We start from the raw sequence: 16,570 nt of genomic DNA, 5'->3' as shown, positions 1-16,570 counted from the left end.
CCACACTGACACCCTCGGTGCCAGTCCCGCCCGCTTCCCCGGGCCCAGCAGCCCGGAAGACCCTGGAGGTCCCCCATGCGCCCGAGCTGGCGTCATCCGGTGGCCGCGGCAGGCGTACTGCTGTGCGCCGCTGCCGTCCTCACCGCCAACGCGTCGGCACCACCTGCCGGCGACCGCCCACTTGTAGGTGCCACCAAGGCAACCCAGTCGGCAACCGTCACGCTGATCACCGGCGACCGCGCACGGCTGACCCGCACCCCCGAGGGACAGCCCGTCGTACAACTCCTGCCCGGACCCGACGGCAGCACTCCCGACTACGAGACATCTCGCGACGGCGACCGCGTGTTCGTGTACCCGTCCTCGGCGGCCGGCGTGCTCGCGGCCGGCCTCGTCGACCCCGAGTTCTTCGACGTGACCGGTCTGGTCGCGCAGGGGTACGACGACGCCCACCAGCAAACCATCCCGGTGATCGCGCAGTACGACGGAACCGCTCGTACGGCACTCGCCGCGACCCTGGCGCCGACCGGCGCGACCGAAACCCCGCAGGCACTGCCCGCGGTGAGCTCCGTGGCGTACCCGGTCGAAAAGGAGCAGGCGGGCGCCGCGTTCGCCGAGCTGACCAGCACGCGGACGCGTTCCGGGCGCGGGATCACCAAGCTGTGGCTGGACCGCGCGATGAAGCCGACGCTGGCCGACTCGACCGCCCAGGTGGGCGCACCGGTCGCGTGGCAGGCCGGGCTCGACGGCACCGGGTCCACGGTCGCTGTCCTCGACACCGGCGTCGATGCCGGGCACCCGGATCTCGCCGGGCGGATCGCGGAGTCGAAGGACTTCACGCGGTCGGCCTACGGCACCGACGACAAGATCGGTCACGGTACGCATGTCGCCTCGACGATCGCGGGTACCGGCGCGGCCAGTGGCGGCAAGGAGCGCGGCGTCGCGCCCGGGACCAAGCTGCTGATCGGCAAGGTCCTCGGCGACAGTGGCAGCGGCAGCGAGTCCGACATCATCGCGGGCATGCAGTGGGCCGTCGACAACAAGGCGGACGCGATCTCGATGAGCCTCGGTTCGCCGGTACCCGCGACCACCTGCGACGACCCGATCGCGCAGGCCGTCACACAGCTCTCGAACTCGAGCAGCAGCCTGTTCGTGATTGCCGCCGGCAACATGGGCGCCGGCCCGGGTACGGTCTCCAGCCCAGGCTGCGCGCCGGAGGCCCTGACTGTCGGCGCGGTCGACTCCGACGACGCGACGGCGTACTTCTCCAGCCGGGGTCCGGTCTCCGGTACGCACGTGCAGAAGCCCGAGCTCGCCGCGCCCGGCGTCGCGATCCTCGCCGCGAACGCGGGCGGCCGCGGCGTGTACGCATACCAGACCATGTCCGGTACGTCGATGGCGACACCGCACGTCTCCGGTGCCGTCGCGATCGCCAAGCAGGCGAACCCGTCGCTGACCGGCGCCCAGCTGAAGAACCTGCTGGTCTCGTCGGCCGACCCGAACGTGCCGGGCGACGTCCAGGAGGTCGGCGCCGGGCGGCTCGACATCGCCAAGTTGCTGACGACAACGATCACCGGACCGTCGACCGTGTACGGCGGGACGTACGCCTGGCCGCAGGCCGGTACGGCGGACAAGACCGTCGGGCTCACCTACACCAACAGCGGATCGAGTCCGATCGACCTGCGGCTGTCGGTGGAAGATGCCACCGGCAACGACGGGCGTGCTCTGACCGCTCCGGTCGTCCGGGTCCCCCAGCACGTTGTCGTACCGCCGAAGTCGACCGCCACCGTCCCGGTGACCGTCCGGCCCAGCCAGAAGTTGAACCCGTCGGCGCTCGGCGACGTGACCGCGCGAATCGTCGCGACCGGACGTGGGCAGCGGGTGTCGACGTCGTTCAACACGTACTTGCAGCCGGCAACGGTCTCGGTGAAGGTGTCCGTGCTCGACCGCGCCGGGAAGCCTGCCGACGGAGCGTCGTCGGTGGACCTGATCAACACCGACACGGCGAGCGGCGAGCGCCGGTACAACTCGGGCGCGACCGAGCAGGTATTCCAGGTACGGCCGGGCCGCTACTACCTCGGCGCCTACGCACTGACAGCAGCTCCCTCATCCGTGAGCTACCTGGCCCGTCCGGCGGTGACGATCACGCGGGACACTTCGATCGTGCTCGACGCACGGCAGGCGCATGCCTTGACGGTTGCGACGCAGCGGCCGAGCGAGCTGCGGTCGACCACGCTGACCTTCGAGCGGCAGTGGCCGACGTCCTGGCTGCACAGCGGTTCGATGACGACGGGTCCGTTGACCAATGCCGTGTACGCCGATGTCACCGGTACGGTTGCCAAGGGCAATGGTTCGTTCGAGTTCGGGCACTGGACCCGGCGGATCTCGCCGGTGGTCTCCTCGATGCGCACGACCGACGGCCTCGTACTGACGCCGGCCGCTCCGCAGCCGGGTGTCGCCAACCTCGACGGCAAGGGCAGCGGGCAACTCGTCGACGGCGGTGCGGGTACCGCGGCCGAACTGGCTGTTGCCAAGGGCAAGGTTGCGCTGGTCCATCTCGCCGCCGGGGGCGGCGACTCGACCGTTCAGTCGGCCGCCGCGAAGGCCGGCGTCACGGCACTGCTGCTCTACCGCGACGGCCCCACCGACTGGCTGCCTTCCGTGGGCTTCAACCCGAGCCCGGTCCCCGTCTACTCGCTGCCGGCAACGCAGGGCGCGGCCTTGGCCGCGAAGCTCGCAGCAGGTCCGGTTTCGCTCACCTGGACAGCGTCCGCGAGTACGCCGTACGCCTACACGCTCGGCTTCTTCGACGACAAGCAACTCGTCACACCGCAACGCCATTACGTCGCGGACGCGTCGCTCGGCCGGATCAACGCGACGTACAACAGCATGGGCGTGAAGACCAACTTCGTCGACCTCACGAGCGCGCTGCGGCCCACCGGTGTGGCGTTCGCGGTCGGTACGTTCGACCTGGTCGCCGTGCCGAGCAGCCGGACCGAGTACCTCACCGCCGACGGGACCTCCTGGTACAAGTCGGTGATCTCGAGCATGCCGTTCGGCGAGGCGATGAACGACCGGTACCGCACGCTCACTCCGGGTCAGGAGATCAAGGACAGCTGGTACGGAGGGGTCGTCGCGCCGGGTGTCCGGGCCGGCACCGACGGGACCGCGCGGCTGATCGCCGAGCGGCAGGGCGAGCTGATCGGCGTCGCACCGACCATGTGGGGTGACAGCGCGGGCCACTGGGCGGATCAGGGCAGTTTCGGCGACCTCGGCAACCTGGAGCTCACGCGGGACGGCGTCCCGATCGGCTCCTCGTACGATCCGTTCGGTGTCTTCACGGTCCCGGCCGGCGACGCGTCGTACGAGCTGACGATGCGGACGAACAAGATCGGTGCGCCGGCCAAGATCTGGGCGCGGTCGGTGTCGACGACCACGACGTGGGCGTTCCGCTCGCGCCTGGAGCCGGACGTGTTCAGCCGGGCGCTGCCGCTGCTGATGCCGCGGCTCGGTCTGCCGGCCGACGGCCTGAAGACGGTCGGAGCTTCGACGGTCACGATCCCGGCACGGTTCGACGCCAACCCCGGGTACGACGCGGGCGCACTGACCGCGGCGAAGGTGTGGACGTCGGTCGACGACGGCACCACCTGGACCGAGGGGACGGCGAACCTCACGAAGACTGGTGCCGACCTGGTCGTGAACCACTCAGGTGACACCGGTAAGCAGGTGTCGCTGCGGGTCGAACTCACCGACGCCCACGGCGCGAAGGTGACGCAGACCGTCGACCACGCGTACGACGTTCGCTGAGGCACAAGCCTGGCGCGGTGGGCCCGTCCGCCGATCGCGTCAGGCGAACGTCATCGTGATCGCGCCGGTTCGGTTCAGGAGGGCTGGGCGGGCCGTCAGTACGGCGCGGGTCACCTCGGGGCCCCAGACGTCGGAGAGCTTCGGGTCGTCGAGGGCGATCGGCTCGAGGTCGACCTGAACCTCGCCCTCGTAGGTGATCGTCAGGTCGTCGACGACGATCGTGTTGCACTCGTGAACCGGGTGGCCGTTGAGGAGCAGGTGCCAGACGAGTTCGGTCGGGTCGTCGTCCAGGTCCCACGTGTCGGTGACCTCGGTCGGGGACAGACTTCGGCGCCAGGAGCGGATGCCGGCTTCCGGTGGGTAGGCCTGGGCGAGATCGAGTCCCGCGGCGGTCATCCCGGTTGCGTGGTACGAGCGGCCGAACTGCTGGGAGAAGCCGTTGATCCGCGGCAGGTTGTGGTAGTCGCTCTGCGTCGTGAAGATCTGGTAGCGGTCCGGGGAGAACGTCTGCCGGGTGTACGTACCGACGCCGAGGTCGATCACCCGCGGCACGCCGTACTTGGCGAGCACGAACGTGCCGACGTCGTTGTGGTTGTGCGACTCGTCGTTGTGGCCGCCCTTCCACGCGAGCAGCAGGTCGTCCGTCCGGGTGACCACCACCTCGGTCTGCGGCAGGTAGACGTTCTTGTTGCCGGCCACCTCCTCGTCGGCGGTCAACCCGGGTTCGAGCAGCGCGCCGACGACCCGCAGCAGCGACGGGATCTGCGGTACCAGCGGTTCGTCGTGGCGCCGGATCACCCGCGCGTGCTGCCGCGCGTTCGGCTCGTCGGTGTGGACGCCGAGCCGGTACAGCGGGTACGCCGTCGACGGATCGGCCAGCTGCGCCGGGCAGTCCGCGAAGTTCACGTACCACCGGTCGTCGATGTGCATCGCCGGCAGGTACGACGTGATCGGCCGCAGTTTGGGATGCCCGAACCCGTCGAGCTGCCCGGACGTCGCGTCGTACAACAACACCAGGGTGTCCCCGAGGGAGCCGCCGGCGCGGGTCCAGTACGACGCACCCTCGTCACAGCCGCCGTCGTCGGGGTAGGAGTCCAGGAACACGTCGAGGCCCTCGACGACGAGGCCGACGAGCTGCGCACGCCGCACCGGGTCGGGCTCGACGAGCAAGGCGCAGGCAGTGACGTTCGAGTGGATCCACGGGTTCCAGTTGTTGGTGAAGCCAACGAGCCAGCGCCAGTCCCGGACCTCGAGGAACGGTGTGAGTACGCGCCGGTCGACCTCGGCCGCGATCCGCCGCCGGGTCGGTTGATCCAGTACTGACCCGAGCAGGTGATCCACCAACGCCAGTAGGCCGCCGGTCTCGGCGCAGAACAGGTCCAGGTCGCGGTCGCCCGGTCGCGGCAACGGCTCGCCGCGCGCGATCGCCGCCCAAGCATGTGCCGGGATGGTCCAGGTCGCTTCGTCGCACACCAGCCAGACCCCGTCCACCACGTCGGCGATCCACCGGTCGTCGCCGGTCAGCAGAGCGGCGAGCGCGCTGAGGACGATCCGCCGGCGGCGCGCGAAGTACGGTGTCTCGTAGGTGGTGCGGTCGCCCTCCCGCTGGTACCGCGCGAAGTCTCGCGCCAACAGCACAGGCCACTCCCGCGCGGCCGTCTCCTCGGCATCCGCCAGCACCGCGACCCGCTCCGCCGAGGACACCTGCGCCCAGGCCGACGCCCCGATCCCCGGCAGGACCCGCCCCACCTCCCCCAAGACCCGCCCGAGCAACTCCACCGGCAACAGTTCCCGCAACGTTTGACCCACCAGGTCAACCTATCTGGGGCTCGTCCGCCGTCGCAGTTCTTCAGGCAAAGCGAATGTCTGGTTTTCGTGGGCTACCTCGATCTCGTGTACGTCGGTGTAGCCGTGCGTGGCGAGGTAGGCAAGAGTGTCGGAAATGCGGGTGGCGGGCGCTGAGGCGCCCGCGGTGAGGCCCACGACCTTGGCGTCGATCAGCCAGGCCGGGTCGATGGCTTCGGGACCCTCGATCAGATGGGCGTCGGGGGCGCCATGGTCGCGTGCCACGCGGGCCAGCATGGCGGAGTTGTGCGAGTGAGCGGAACCTACGACCAGGACGACGTCAGAGCGGGTGGCGATCGCTTTGACAGCGTTTTGACGGTTCTGGGCGGCATAGCAGATGTCGTCGCTGGGCGGATCCACGATCAGCGGCAGCTGTTCCCGAAGCTTGCTGACCGTGGCGTCGGTTTCGTCGAAGGACAAAGTTGTCTGCGACAGCCACGCGACTCGGGAGGGGTCGCGCACCGTGAGCTCGGGTGCCGGCTTCGAAGGGTCCACAAGTCGCGAGAGGGTCGGCGCCACACCGAGCGTGCCTTCGGTTTCGTCGTGCCCTGGCTGCCCGATCAGCAAGATCTCGTAACCGGCCTCAGACAGCCGTTCGGCCTCGCGATGCACCTTGGTCACCAGCGGACAGGTCGCGTCCACCACCCGCAGACCGCGCCGAGCCGCGCGCTGCCGCACAGCGGGAGATACACCGTGCGCCGAGAAAACCAGAGTCGCACCAGCCGGAACGTCCTCGACGTCCTCCACGAAAACGGCGCCCAGCTCCTCAAGCGTCTCAACGACCTTCAGATTGTGGACGATATGGCGACGCACATACACCGGAGCGCCATAAATCCCCAGGGCCCTCTGCACGATCGTCACAGCACGCTCAACTCCCGCGCAGAACCCACGCGGTGCCGCGAGCAGGACCGTTCCAGCACGTTGCGGGGACACTGTCATTGTGGTTCCGATCGACCGTGGGGGCTGGCCCCACGGTGTCACCCAGGCGTGACCTCAAACTGAAACCAACCTGGCTCACCTCGATTCGCTCGGAGTCGAACGAGTACTGCGTCGGACAGCTTCCCGTCAGAAGTAGTCGAGCATGTACGGCGTGGCGCCGCCGAAGACCGCGTCCAGCGCCGGGTCGCGGTCCGCTCCCCCGGTGACCAGGCCGGCGGCGCGGAGAGCGGCCAGCGGCGTGCCGGCGTACAGCGCGGCCAATCCGCGCGGACCGAGCCGGACCGCGTCGGCCGACGGGTCGGCCGGCTTCAGCTGCGCGGCGCCGTCGGCGATCGACAGGTTCCAGTCGCCGGTGTTCGTGGGCAGGTCCGGGTCGTCGATCCGCAGATCCACCTCGAGGACGGCGCCTTCCGGGTAGCCGCGCGCCGCCAGGGCGGCCGGGGCGTCGACGAGCCGGAGCATCCAGCGGTTGATCCGGGCGTCGCCCTGCGCCTCGTGTTCGGCGAGCAGGTGGATCGGGTCGGTCGGCGCGCAGTACGCGTGTACGGTCGCCGCGATCGACGAACCCGAGCCGACGGTCGCCCAGAGCGCCCGGGCGGTCTCCTCGGAGCCGGCGACGAGCTCGTCGACGGCGAGGTCGCCGTCGGACCAGCTGTAGACGACGAACCCGTCCTCGGCCAGGTACGCGAAGTTGTCCTCGTCCTTGAGCCACGACTCGATCTCGGTCCGTGGCCAGATCAGCGGACCGCTCGAACGCCGTACCTCGTTCGCCTTCGACGCCAACTCCAGGAACCGGTCGACGTCGTCGACACCGGCCTTGCGCACCGCCGTACCCCGACCGCCCAGGGTCCGCAGATCGGCCGCCTGGAAGGAGAACTTGTACCGGCCGCCCGCGAACTCGTAGCCGAGGTGCCGATAGAGAACAGTCGTCGCCGGATACAGCGCCGTCAGCGGATAGCCCTTCTCGGCGCAGCGCCGCAACACGCCGCGCATCATCAGACTGCCGACGCCGCGACCGCGGTACTCCGGAGCGACGACGACGCCGGCCACTCCGCCCAGCGGCACCCGGCGGCCGCTCCACCACTGCTCGAACGGCCAGATCCGCGCCGCCGCGACCAGCTGGTCGCCGTCCAGCACGCCGAGGATCCGCTGATCCGCGACGAACTGCAGCGCGTTCTTCTTCCATTCGTCCCGGTCACCACCCGGGCCGAACGACCTGTTCCGTACCTGCCACACCGAGTCGAGCTGCTCCTCGGTGACGTCCACCACCCGCAGTTCAGTCACGCGGGAGACCCTACGTCTTCTTGTCTGTCACCCACAGGTGAATTGTTCCCTCGACGACCACCGTGCCGTCGTCCCGCGTCGCCTTGACCTTGACCGGTACGTCAGGACCACCGGTCCAGCTGGCCGGGTCCGTCTCGGCCGAACAGGCCAGATCCGAGGTGGACTTCGCAAGGTACTTCACTTCCATCCCCTTCGGCAGCCACCGCTTCCCAGCCGGAATGGTCGCCTCGGCGAGCGCCCCCATCGCCGCCTCCAATCCGTTGCACACAGCAATCGCATGCACGGTCCCGATGTGGTTCAGCACAGCCCGCCGCTTGGGCAACCGGAGCGCCGCATAGTTCGGACTCACCTGCACGAACCGAGGCCGAATCGACCCGAAGTACGGCGCCCTCCACGCAAACCCCCACGAGAACACCTGCTCCCCAAAAGGCACGGTCCGCAACCGCTCCCACATCCCCAACACTTGAGTCGCCATACCCAGATGTTACCGACGAGTCACCTACCCGTCGAGCCCTCCACCGAACGCCGATCCGCCGTATCCCCGCGTCCAACGACCGCACTTCAGATCCCCTTCAGTGACACTTCAGGCTCCCCGTTGGATCGTTCAGGTCTTCACTCAGGTGATTCAATTCTGTCCCATTGGACTGCTGGAATGCCGGCGGCAAGCATCAAGGAGGTTGCGCGGCGCGCCGGGGTTTCGGTGGGGACGGTCAGCAATTTCCTGAGTCGGCCGGGGTCGTCGCGCCGGCGACGCGCGAGCGGGTGCGGGACGCGAACCCGTTCTTCATCGATCTGGGCGAGGGCGCGGAGTCGCTCGCGTACGGGCATGGCACGGTCGTGATGCTGTGCAACAGCAAAACCGATCCGGTCCGCGGGGGTCACCACCTCGATCAGCTCGAACAGCAACGCGTGATGGGCATCCTGATTCCCCGATCAACAGCGCCGATCCGCGCCTCACCGCGCTTGTCGGCCGCGGTACGCCGGTGGTGCTCGTCGACCGTACGGTCGGCTGCGCTCTGTGCTCGGTGTCCGTCGACGACCACCTCGGCGGACGGCTCGCCGGGAACCACCTGATCGAGGCTGGTCACCGCCGGATCGCCTTCACCGGCGGGCCGTTCACGATGCAACAGGTCGCCGACCGCAAGGACGGCATCACCGCGGTAGTCGGCGATGCCGACCTGCAGTATTACGAGGTCGACGTGATGGTCGTGGTCGAGGGCCGCGCGATCGGTGAACGGATCGCCGCGATGCCACCACGGTCCCGCCCGACCGCCGCGATCCTCGCGAACGACCTGCTCGCGCTTGGGTTCCTGCAGGGTATGGCGGTGGCCGGCCTCCGGGTCCCACGGGATATGGCGATCGTCGGGTACGACGACACCGACTTCGCGCGCGCTGCCGCCGTACCGCTGTCGTCGGTGCGGCAACCGGCCGAGCTGCTCGGGCGGTCCGCGATGGAACTACTACAAGAAGAGGTCGAGGCTCCTGAGCAGCACCGGCAGGTGATATTCCAGCCGGACCTGATCGTCCGCGAGTCCAGCGACTTCAAGCGCCGCCGCTGATGCGCGGGGACGAAGATCCGCCTGCAGTTGCGTGCCCGAACAACAGGGACGTCCGGAGGACGGCAGCGGAGTATCGCTGCCGGGCTAGTGGCCGGACTGGATCTCTACACCGCACTTGTCCTTCGCGAACTTCGACAGCCGGTCACTGGACTCCTTGACCTTCGCTGTATCGCCCGCGATCTTCGCCGCCTTCGCAGGATCGCTCTTCGCGTCGTTCAGCCGTTTCATGTAGTCGGTTATCACATCCCAGTCAGCCTGCTGGTCCTTGGGCGCCGCGTCTTGCACCTTCTTCATCCTGGTGAGCAAACCTGGGATATCACCGGTCGAGGTATCGACCTTGCTGAACTCTTTCACTTGATCGCAGTACTTATCGATGCTGTTGTTGCTGCCGAGATGCGAGCACGCCGGCAGCAAACCAACACAAAGACCTGTCAACGCTACAAACTTCAGGGCCTTACCCACGAACATCAAAAGCTACTTTCTCTCGCTCCAATGCAATCGAAAGAAGCCTTGCAAACGTCGCTGAAGTACTGCTGAGGTCAGCCGACCTCGGCCATGATCTCGTCCGAGACGTCGAAGTTGGCGTAGACGTTCTGGACGTCGTCGCTGTCCTCGAGGGCGTCGATCAGGCGGAAGATCTTGCCCGCGCCGTCGGCGTCCAGTTCCACCGTCATCGATGGGACGAACTGGACGTCGGCGGAGTCGTAGTCGATGCCGGCGTCCTGCAGCGCCGTCCGGGCCGCGACCATGTCGGTGGCCTCGGTGACGACCTCCCAGGAGTCGCCGAGGTCGTTGACCTCGTCGGCGCCGGCCTCGAGCACGGCCTCCATCACGTCGTCCTCGGACAGCGACTTGCCGTCCTGTTCCTTGGCGACGACGATCACGCCCTTGCGGTTGAACAGGTACGCGACCGAGTTCGGGTCGGCGAGCGAGCCGCCGTTGCGGGACATCGCCGTCCGGACGTCCGCGGCGGCCCGGTTCCGGTTGTCGGTGAGGCACTCGACCAGCATCGCCACGCCGTTCGGGCCGTAGCCCTCGTACATGATCGTCTGGTACTCGGCGCCGCCGGCCTCGGCCCCGGAACCACGCTTGACCGCCCGGTCGATGTTGTCGTTCGGGACCGAGGACTTCTTCGCCTTCTGGATGGCGTCGTACAGGGTCGGGTTCCCGCCAGGGTCGCCACCGCCCATCCGGGCGGCCACCTCGATGTTCTTGATCAGCTTCGCGAAGAGCTTGCCGCGCTTCGCGTCGATGACGGCCTTCTTGTGCTTCGTGGTGGCCCACTTGGAGTGGCCTGACATGGCGAACCAACCCTTCTGTACCGCGTGCGTGCGTCTAGAGGCCGCGGACCAGCTCGGCGAAGTAGCCGTGCAGCCTGGCGTCCCCGGTCATCTCCGGATGGAACGACGTGGCCAGCAACCGATCGTGGCGAACCGCGACGATCCTACCTGCGGCCGGGCCCGACCTCACCGTCGAGAGTACCTCGACGTCCTGTCCGACGCGTTCCACCCACGGTGCGCGGATGAATACCGCGTGGTACGGCGTGTCGAGCGCCGCGAATTCCAGGTCCGCCTCGAACGAGTCCACCTGCCGCCCGAAGGCGTTCCGCCGCACCGTCACGTCCAGCCCGCCGAGGGTCTCCTGACCCGCGATCCCGCCGGTGATCTCGTTCGCGAGCATGATCATGCCGGCGCAGGTGCCGAACGCGGGCATGCCGTCCGCGATCCGCTTCTGCAGCGGTTCGAACAGGTCGAACGTCCGCGCCAGTTTGTACATCGTGGTCGACTCGCCGCCGGGCAGCACCATCGCGTCGACCTGTTCGAGCTCCGCGGGCCGCCGTACCGGGCGCGCCTCGACACCGACCGACGTCAGCATCTCGAGATGTTCCCGGACGTTCCCCTGCAGCGCGAAGACACCAATCACGCTCACAGCGTTACTCTCCGTTGCCAAGTGAGGGTGACCTCGATGCGGCCCTCGTCGAAGACGGCCGGGAGGTCGTGCTGGTGCAGAAGCGCGAGTACGTCCTCCAGCAGCGGTTCGCCGGGGGCGACGTTGCCGGTGTCGGGATGCCAGAGCTTGAGCTCGAGCATCCCGAAGTCGACGGCGTGCCAGACATCGGTGTCGGTGAAGAACACCAGCCCCTGCGGGTGGTCCGCGGCCTCCAGCGCCTCGCGGGCGGCGTGGTGGTCCGACGTGTACCGGACCACCACGAGGCCGAGCCGCTCCAGTTCACCCAGAACCGCGTCCAGCCGGTCCGGGTCCGTGGTCGCGGGCCACTGCGCCGCGTCGGCGTTGAGGTCCATGACCGCCTCGCCGATCAGCAGCGGTACGAGCGACGCCGCGTCCATCGACGGCGCGTCCTCCCGTACCGCCTCGGTCAGGGCGGCTGTGATCGCCGCGTGGTCGGCGTACCCCGATCGCACCAGGACGCGGGCCAGGCCGCGCAGTTCCCGGGCGGTCCGCTCGTCGACGTGCATACCGCCCAGGGTAGTCGAGGGCCCTACTTCACACCTCCGGCGGTGGCCGAGACTTGCAGCTGCCGCTGGAAGATGATGTAGACGACCAGTACTGGTGCCACTGTGATCACCACGGCCGCGAACAGTGCACCGAAGTCCACCGCGTACCCGGCCTGCGACGCGAACGACGCCATGCCCTGCGAGAGCACGTAGTTGTCCGAGTTGGTGTTCAGGGCAACGGGCAGCAGGAACTGGTTCCACAACCCGAGGAAGTTGAAGATGGCGACCGACGCCATCCCGGGACGTGCCATCGGCAGCATCACCGAGAAGAACGACCGCCACTCCCCCGCGCCGTCGATCTGCGCGGCTTCGTACACCTCACCCGGCAACGCCTTGAAGAAGGAGTGCAGGAAGAACACGGTGAACGGCAGCGCGAACGCCACGTAGGTGGTGATCAACCCCGGCAGGGTGTTCAGCAGTGCCAGGTTCTTCAGTACGAAGAACAGCGGCACGATCGCGAGGAAGATCGGGAACGTCAGTCCGGCCAGCATCGAGTAGTAGATCAGCCGGTTGCCCGGGAACGTGAACCTGGCCAGCACGTACGCGCACATCGCACCGAGGATCATCACCAGCACCAGCGAGGAGCCGACGACGATCACGGTGTTCAGGAAGTAGCGGCCGATACCGGCCGTCGTCCAGGCGTTGGCGTAGTTGCTGAACCGGAGCTTGTGCGGCAGCGACAGCGGGTTGCCCAGCACCTCCTGCGTCGACTTGAACGAGGACAGCAGCGTCCACACCAGCGGCAGGATGACCAGCAGCGACCACAGGATCAGCGCGACGTGGGCGGTGGTGGCAACGCCCTTGCCCTCCCGGGATCCGCTGCCCGAGGCACGGGACGTGGCGACGACGCCCCGGTCGGCGGTGGTGGTTGTCATCGGCGTACCTTTCGCTCACGTCCGCCGGTCAGGGCGTTCACCGTGAAGACCAAGAGCGCGAACAGCATCGTCACGGCGGCCAGGACCACACCCATCGCGGTCGAGTAGCCGAACTGCCCCTTGGTGAAGGCCGTGGTGAACAGCTGCTGCGGCATCACCAGCGTCGAGTTCTGCGGACCACCACCCGGGTTCAGCGCCTGCATGTAGACGAACCCGTCCAGCGCGGCGATACCGAGGTAGATGTAGGCCGTCTGGACGTTGTCGCGGATCAGCGGCAGGGTCAGGAACACCGCCGTCCGGAACCGGCCGGCGCCGTCGATCCGGGCCGCCTCGAACACCTCCGGGTCGATGCCCCGGATGGCGGCGATGAACAGCACCATGTAGAAGCCGACGAAGCCCCAGATCATCACGAACATCGAGGCCGGCATCGCGGTCCGGGCATCACCCAGCCACGCGTAGTTCTCGAACTGGTGCAGCCCGATCTTGGACAGTACGGCGTCCAGGATGCCCGAGGCGGGGGTGAACACCTGCGCCCAGATCAGGCCGATCACGATCGCCGGGATCACGTACGGGAAGAACGACACGATCCGGTAGAAGCCCGAGTTCTTCAGGCCGCGGACCGATCCGCTGCCGGAACCGCCGATCGTCACCAGCGTGGCCAGCGTCAGCGCCAGCACGATGGTCACCAGCGGCACCACGATCACGAGCTCGACGTTGTTCCGGACGGCCTTCAGGAAGATGTCGTCGTGGAACAGCTTCACGTAGTTGTCGAAGCCGACGAAGTTCATTCCCGAGCTGAAACCCGACCAGTCGGTCAGCGAGTACCACAGCGCCTGGACGAACGGCGAGACGACGAAGATCACGAAGACCGCGAGCGGCAGTCCGAGGAACACGACCATGAAGCTGACCCGGTCGAAGGTCAGCGGGCGGCGGCGCCGGCGGACGGACCGCTTGGGTCCGGCCGCCGTCGCAACATCTTGCGTCATGGTCACTTGGTGACCGGAATCTTCTTGATGGAGCTGTCGTTGCGCACCTTGTCGGTGATCTGCTGCAGGCCCTTGGTCAGGCCGGCCGCGTCCAGCTGACCGGACAGGAACGAGTTCCAGACCACCAGCTGGTCGGTGTTCATGCCGTACAGGCCGAAGACCTGGTAGTCGAAGACGTTCGTACCCGCCGCGTCCAGCATCTGCGTCTGCGACTGCAGCGCGGTCGAACCGAACCCGTCGGCCGGCACCAGGCCCTTGACGATGGTCGGCGCGAGCCGGGTCTTGGCGAAGTTGGTCGCCGCGTCCTTGGACAGCATGGCCCGCAGCAGCTCCTTGCCGCCGGCAACGTTCTTGCCCTTGGACGGCACGATGAACGGCTCGCCGGCCGCGCTGCGCAGCGCCTCGTACGGCAGCTTCGGGCTGGAGGTCAGCGTGGGCTCCGGGACGCCCTTCATGTCGAAGCCGGCCTTGGTGGCCTTCTTCATCTCGTTCTCGATCCAGGAACCCGACGGGTACAGGATCGCCTGCTGGTCGTTGCTCCACTTCGCCTGCGCGGCGGTGAACTGGGTGCCGGCGCCGCCGGGGACGAAGTACCCGTTCTTGACCATGGTCTCCATGGCCTTGAAGATGCCCTGGAACTGCGGCATCGACCAGCAGTTCTCCTTCAGGTTCTCCAGCGCCAGCCGGACCTCGTCGCCACCCTCCTTGATGGCGCCGTCGACGGCCATCGTGTGGTAGTAGGTCGCGGCTTCCTTGCCCCAGACGAACAGGTACTTGCCCTTCGCCTTGGCCTTGGCGCCGAGGTCGAGCAGCTCGTCGTAGGTCTTCGGCGGGGTCCAGCCGTTCGCCTTGAACAGGCTGTCGGAGTACCAGATGCCGTAGAGGGTGAGGACGTAGTTCATGGCAACGAACTTGCCGTCGAACGTACCGGGGTTCTTGGCGCCCGGGTACAGGGTGTCGGCGATCTTCGTGCCCTCGTAGTTCTTGGCCTCGAAGACGTCGTCCAGCGTCTCCAGCTGGTCCAGGATCGTGTTGAAGCCGATCTGGTTCGCGCCGGAGTTGTCGATCAGGTCCGGCGGGTTGCCACCGACGAAGCGCGGCTGCAACTGCTGGGCGATCTGGGTCGACGGGGAGACCTTGAACGTCGAGCCGGCCTGCTTCTTCTGCGCGATGTCGGCCGCGAACTGCACGTAGTCGTAGCCGTAGCCGCCGTTGAAGATCACCGCGTCGACGGACGACTTGTCCGCCATGCCGAACGGGTTGCTGTCGCTCTTCGTCCCGGTCGACCCGGAGTTGTTGCTGCCGGTGTTGCCGCTGCTCGCGCAGCTGGCGAGCGCGCCGCCGAGGGGAAGTACCGCGGCCGCCGCCAGGCTCCCCCGCAGGAGACTCCGACGTCCGAACTTGCTGGTCTCGCTCATTTGGTCCTGCCTCTTCTCACTAGATTCCCGACGGTGCGGTTGGCACCTGCCCCTTGTGGTGAGCGTCCCCCGGTCCGTAGGCGGCCAGCGCTCGGCGTGGCTGGTTACTCACGTTCCAGCCACACGGCAGCAGTACGCACCTGAATGCGCACTGCTCGCTCAAGTAGTTTCGCATTGTCTTTGCCAAAGTCGTTCGGCGTCAACCCTTCGGACGGCGAGTCGCAGACCCGGCAATCCGTGGGCCCCGGCCCCGAACCCCTTGTAAAACACACGCCCCCACGCTTGCTCTCCTGCCCGCGGACCGCGACCGACGCGCCCAATCCGATCCCATTTCGTAACCTCATGGCAAGTGGATAGCTGCTCGAAAATGCCGAAACCCGATCATCGGCGTGCAACCGATGATCGGGTTTCCGACTTTGTATTTACTTTTGTACGTGCCTTTGTACTGACCTACCAGCCGCGCTCGGCCAGCCGGTGCGGCTGCGGGATCTCGTCGACGTTGATGCCGACCATCGCCTCGCCGAGGCCGCGGGAGACCTTCGCGATCACGTCGGGGTCGTCGTGGAACGTGGTGGCCTTGACGATCGCCTCGGCGCGCTGGGCCGGGTTGCCGGACTTGAAGATGCCCGAGCCGACGAACACACCCTCGGCACCGAGCTGCATCATCATCGCGGCGTCGGCCGGGGTGGCGATGCCGCCGGCGGTGAACAGTACGACCGGGAGCTTGCCGAGCTGGGCGACCTCCTTGACCAGCTCGTACGGCGCCTGCAGCTCCTTCGCGGCGACGTACAGCTCGTCCTCGGGCAGGCTCTGCAGCTTGCGGATCTCCTGGCGGATCTGGCGCATGTGGGTGGTCGCGTTGGACACGTCGCCGGTACCGGCCTCGCCCTTGGAGCGGATCATCGCCGCGCCCTCGGTGATCCGGCGCAGTGCCTCGCCGAGGTTGGTCGCGCCGCAGACGAACGGAACGGTGAAGTTCCACTTGTCGATGTGGTTCGCGTAGTCGGCCGGGGTGAGCACCTCGGACTCGTCGATGTAGTCGACGCCGAGGCTCTGCAGCACCTGGGCCTCGACGAAGTGGCCGATCCGGGCCTTGGCCATCACCGGGATCGAGACCGCGGAGATGATCGAGTCGATCATGTCCGGGTCGCTCATCCGGGACACGCCGCCCTGCGCGCGGATGTCGGCCGGGACCCGCTCCAGCGCCATCACCGCGACCGCGCCGGCGTCCTCGGCGATCTTCGCCTGCTCGGCGGTGACGACGTCCATGATCACGCCGCCCTTGAGCATCTCCGCCATCCCGCGCTTCACCTTCGCGGTGCCGGTCTCGTTCTGCTGGCTCAC

Annotated in this window: 15 protein-coding genes; 3 read left to right on the top strand and 12 right to left on the bottom strand. The window is 67.6% G+C overall.

Going from position 1 to position 16,570, the window contains the following annotated elements:
* Positions 1 to 75: 75 nt before the first annotated feature.
* Positions 76 to 3,804 carry a S8 family peptidase gene (locus tag ACFYRU_RS16960; RefSeq protein WP_387659229.1) on the top strand — a complete coding sequence of 1,243 codons (3,729 nt, stop codon included), beginning with the start codon at positions 76 to 78 and terminating at the stop codon, positions 3,802 to 3,804.
* 39 nt (positions 3,805 to 3,843) lie between these two features.
* Here the strand turns inward: ACFYRU_RS16960 and ACFYRU_RS16955 are convergent, their stop codons facing one another.
* From ACFYRU_RS16955 to ACFYRU_RS16940, 4 genes are all read right to left on the bottom strand, one after another.
* Positions 3,844 to 5,613 (bottom strand): hypothetical protein, encoded by a 1,770-nt coding sequence (locus ACFYRU_RS16955; RefSeq protein WP_387659226.1) that lies wholly within the window; start codon positions 5,611 to 5,613, stop codon positions 3,844 to 3,846.
* Positions 5,614 to 5,622: 9 nt separating this feature from the next.
* A complete protein-coding gene (gene ispH, locus ACFYRU_RS16950) occupies positions 5,623 to 6,588 on the bottom strand; it encodes a 4-hydroxy-3-methylbut-2-enyl diphosphate reductase (protein WP_387659223.1) in 966 nt (321 codons plus the stop codon).
* 126 nt (positions 6,589 to 6,714) lie between these two features.
* A complete protein-coding gene (gene eis, locus ACFYRU_RS16945) occupies positions 6,715 to 7,872 on the bottom strand; it encodes an enhanced intracellular survival protein Eis (protein WP_387659220.1) in 1,158 nt (385 codons plus the stop codon).
* Positions 7,873 to 7,882: 10 nt separating this feature from the next.
* Positions 7,883 to 8,347 (bottom strand): hotdog fold domain-containing protein, encoded by a 465-nt coding sequence (locus ACFYRU_RS16940; protein WP_387659217.1) that lies wholly within the window; start codon positions 8,345 to 8,347, stop codon positions 7,883 to 7,885.
* 6 nt (positions 8,348 to 8,353) lie between these two features.
* On the opposite strand from ACFYRU_RS16940, the gene ACFYRU_RS16935 reads away from it, so the two are divergent.
* Both ACFYRU_RS16935 and ACFYRU_RS16930 read left to right on the top strand, forming a co-directional pair.
* On the top strand, positions 8,354 to 8,713 hold the full coding sequence (locus ACFYRU_RS16935; protein WP_387659214.1) for a LacI family DNA-binding transcriptional regulator: 360 nt from the start codon (positions 8,354 to 8,356) through the stop codon (positions 8,711 to 8,713).
* A gap of 142 nt (positions 8,714 to 8,855) precedes the next feature.
* Positions 8,856 to 9,431 carry a substrate-binding domain-containing protein gene (locus ACFYRU_RS16930; RefSeq protein ID WP_387659211.1) on the top strand — a complete coding sequence of 192 codons (576 nt, stop codon included), beginning with the start codon at positions 8,856 to 8,858 and terminating at the stop codon, positions 9,429 to 9,431.
* 84 nt (positions 9,432 to 9,515) lie between these two features.
* Here the strand turns inward: ACFYRU_RS16930 and ACFYRU_RS16925 are convergent, their stop codons facing one another.
* The 8 genes from ACFYRU_RS16925 to pdxS form a co-directional block, all read right to left on the bottom strand.
* Positions 9,516 to 9,899: a hypothetical protein gene (locus tag ACFYRU_RS16925; protein WP_387659208.1), complete on the bottom strand. Its 384-nt coding sequence runs from the start codon at positions 9,897 to 9,899 to the stop codon at positions 9,516 to 9,518.
* A 71-nt stretch (positions 9,900 to 9,970) separates the two neighbouring features.
* On the bottom strand, positions 9,971 to 10,732 hold the full coding sequence (locus tag ACFYRU_RS16920; protein ID WP_387659205.1) for a YebC/PmpR family DNA-binding transcriptional regulator: 762 nt from the start codon (positions 10,730 to 10,732) through the stop codon (positions 9,971 to 9,973).
* Positions 10,733 to 10,766: 34 nt separating this feature from the next.
* Positions 10,767 to 11,360 (bottom strand): pyridoxal 5'-phosphate synthase glutaminase subunit PdxT, encoded by a 594-nt coding sequence (pdxT, locus tag ACFYRU_RS16915; protein ID WP_387659202.1) that lies wholly within the window; start codon positions 11,358 to 11,360, stop codon positions 10,767 to 10,769.
* Complete coding sequence (locus ACFYRU_RS16910; protein ID WP_387659200.1) at positions 11,357 to 11,908, bottom strand: DUF6891 domain-containing protein; 552 nt, start codon at positions 11,906 to 11,908, stop codon at positions 11,357 to 11,359. The genes pdxT and ACFYRU_RS16910 overlap by 4 nt, the downstream gene beginning before the upstream one ends.
* 23 nt (positions 11,909 to 11,931) lie before the next feature.
* Positions 11,932 to 12,822: a carbohydrate ABC transporter permease gene (locus tag ACFYRU_RS16905; RefSeq protein WP_387659197.1), complete on the bottom strand. Its 891-nt coding sequence runs from the start codon at positions 12,820 to 12,822 to the stop codon at positions 11,932 to 11,934.
* Entirely contained in the window at positions 12,819 to 13,808 is a 990-nt protein-coding gene (locus tag ACFYRU_RS16900; RefSeq protein ID WP_387659195.1) for a carbohydrate ABC transporter permease, read from the bottom strand. The genes ACFYRU_RS16905 and ACFYRU_RS16900 overlap by 4 nt, the downstream gene beginning before the upstream one ends.
* A gap of 2 nt (positions 13,809 to 13,810) precedes the next feature.
* The gene (ngcE, locus tag ACFYRU_RS16895) at positions 13,811 to 15,226 is read right to left on the bottom strand and encodes an N-acetylglucosamine/diacetylchitobiose ABC transporter substrate-binding protein (protein ID WP_387659192.1); all 1,416 of its coding nucleotides are present in this window, start codon (positions 15,224 to 15,226) and stop codon (positions 13,811 to 13,813) included.
* Between the two features lie 450 nt (positions 15,227 to 15,676).
* A complete protein-coding gene (gene pdxS, locus ACFYRU_RS16890; RefSeq protein WP_387659189.1) occupies positions 15,677 to 16,570 on the bottom strand; it encodes a pyridoxal 5'-phosphate synthase lyase subunit PdxS in 894 nt (297 codons plus the stop codon).

Source organism: Kribbella sp. NPDC004536 (assembly GCF_042873835.1).
Taxonomy (GTDB): Bacteria; Actinomycetota; Actinomycetes; order Propionibacteriales; family Kribbellaceae; genus Kribbella.
The sequence above is the reverse complement of the archived record's forward strand: the minus strand, read 5'-3'. Positions and strand labels throughout refer to the sequence as shown.

Bases quoted from the DNA above. Each gene is read 5' to 3' on its own strand.
- ngcE (WP_387659192.1), bottom strand. From the start codon at position 15,226: ATGAGCGAGACCAGCAAGTTCGGACGTCGGAGTCTCCTGCGGGGGAGC.
- ACFYRU_RS16925 (WP_387659208.1), bottom strand. From the start codon at position 9,899: ATGTTCGTGGGTAAGGCCCTGAAGTTTGTAGCGTTGACAGGTCTTTGT.
- ACFYRU_RS16960 (WP_387659229.1), top strand. From the start codon at position 76: ATGCGCCCGAGCTGGCGTCATCCGGTGGCCGCGGCAGGCGTACTGCTG.
- ACFYRU_RS16910 (WP_387659200.1), bottom strand. From the start codon at position 11,908: ATGCACGTCGACGAGCGGACCGCCCGGGAACTGCGCGGCCTGGCCCGC.
- ACFYRU_RS16920 (WP_387659205.1), bottom strand. From the start codon at position 10,732: ATGTCAGGCCACTCCAAGTGGGCCACCACGAAGCACAAGAAGGCCGTC.
- ispH (WP_387659223.1), bottom strand. From the start codon at position 6,588: ATGACAGTGTCCCCGCAACGTGCTGGAACGGTCCTGCTCGCGGCACCG.
- ACFYRU_RS16940 (WP_387659217.1), bottom strand. From the start codon at position 8,347: ATGGCGACTCAAGTGTTGGGGATGTGGGAGCGGTTGCGGACCGTGCCT.
- ACFYRU_RS16935 (WP_387659214.1), top strand. From the start codon at position 8,354: ATGTTACCGACGAGTCACCTACCCGTCGAGCCCTCCACCGAACGCCGA.
- ACFYRU_RS16900 (WP_387659195.1), bottom strand. From the start codon at position 13,808: ATGACGCAAGATGTTGCGACGGCGGCCGGACCCAAGCGGTCCGTCCGC.
- ACFYRU_RS16905 (WP_387659197.1), bottom strand. From the start codon at position 12,822: ATGACAACCACCACCGCCGACCGGGGCGTCGTCGCCACGTCCCGTGCC.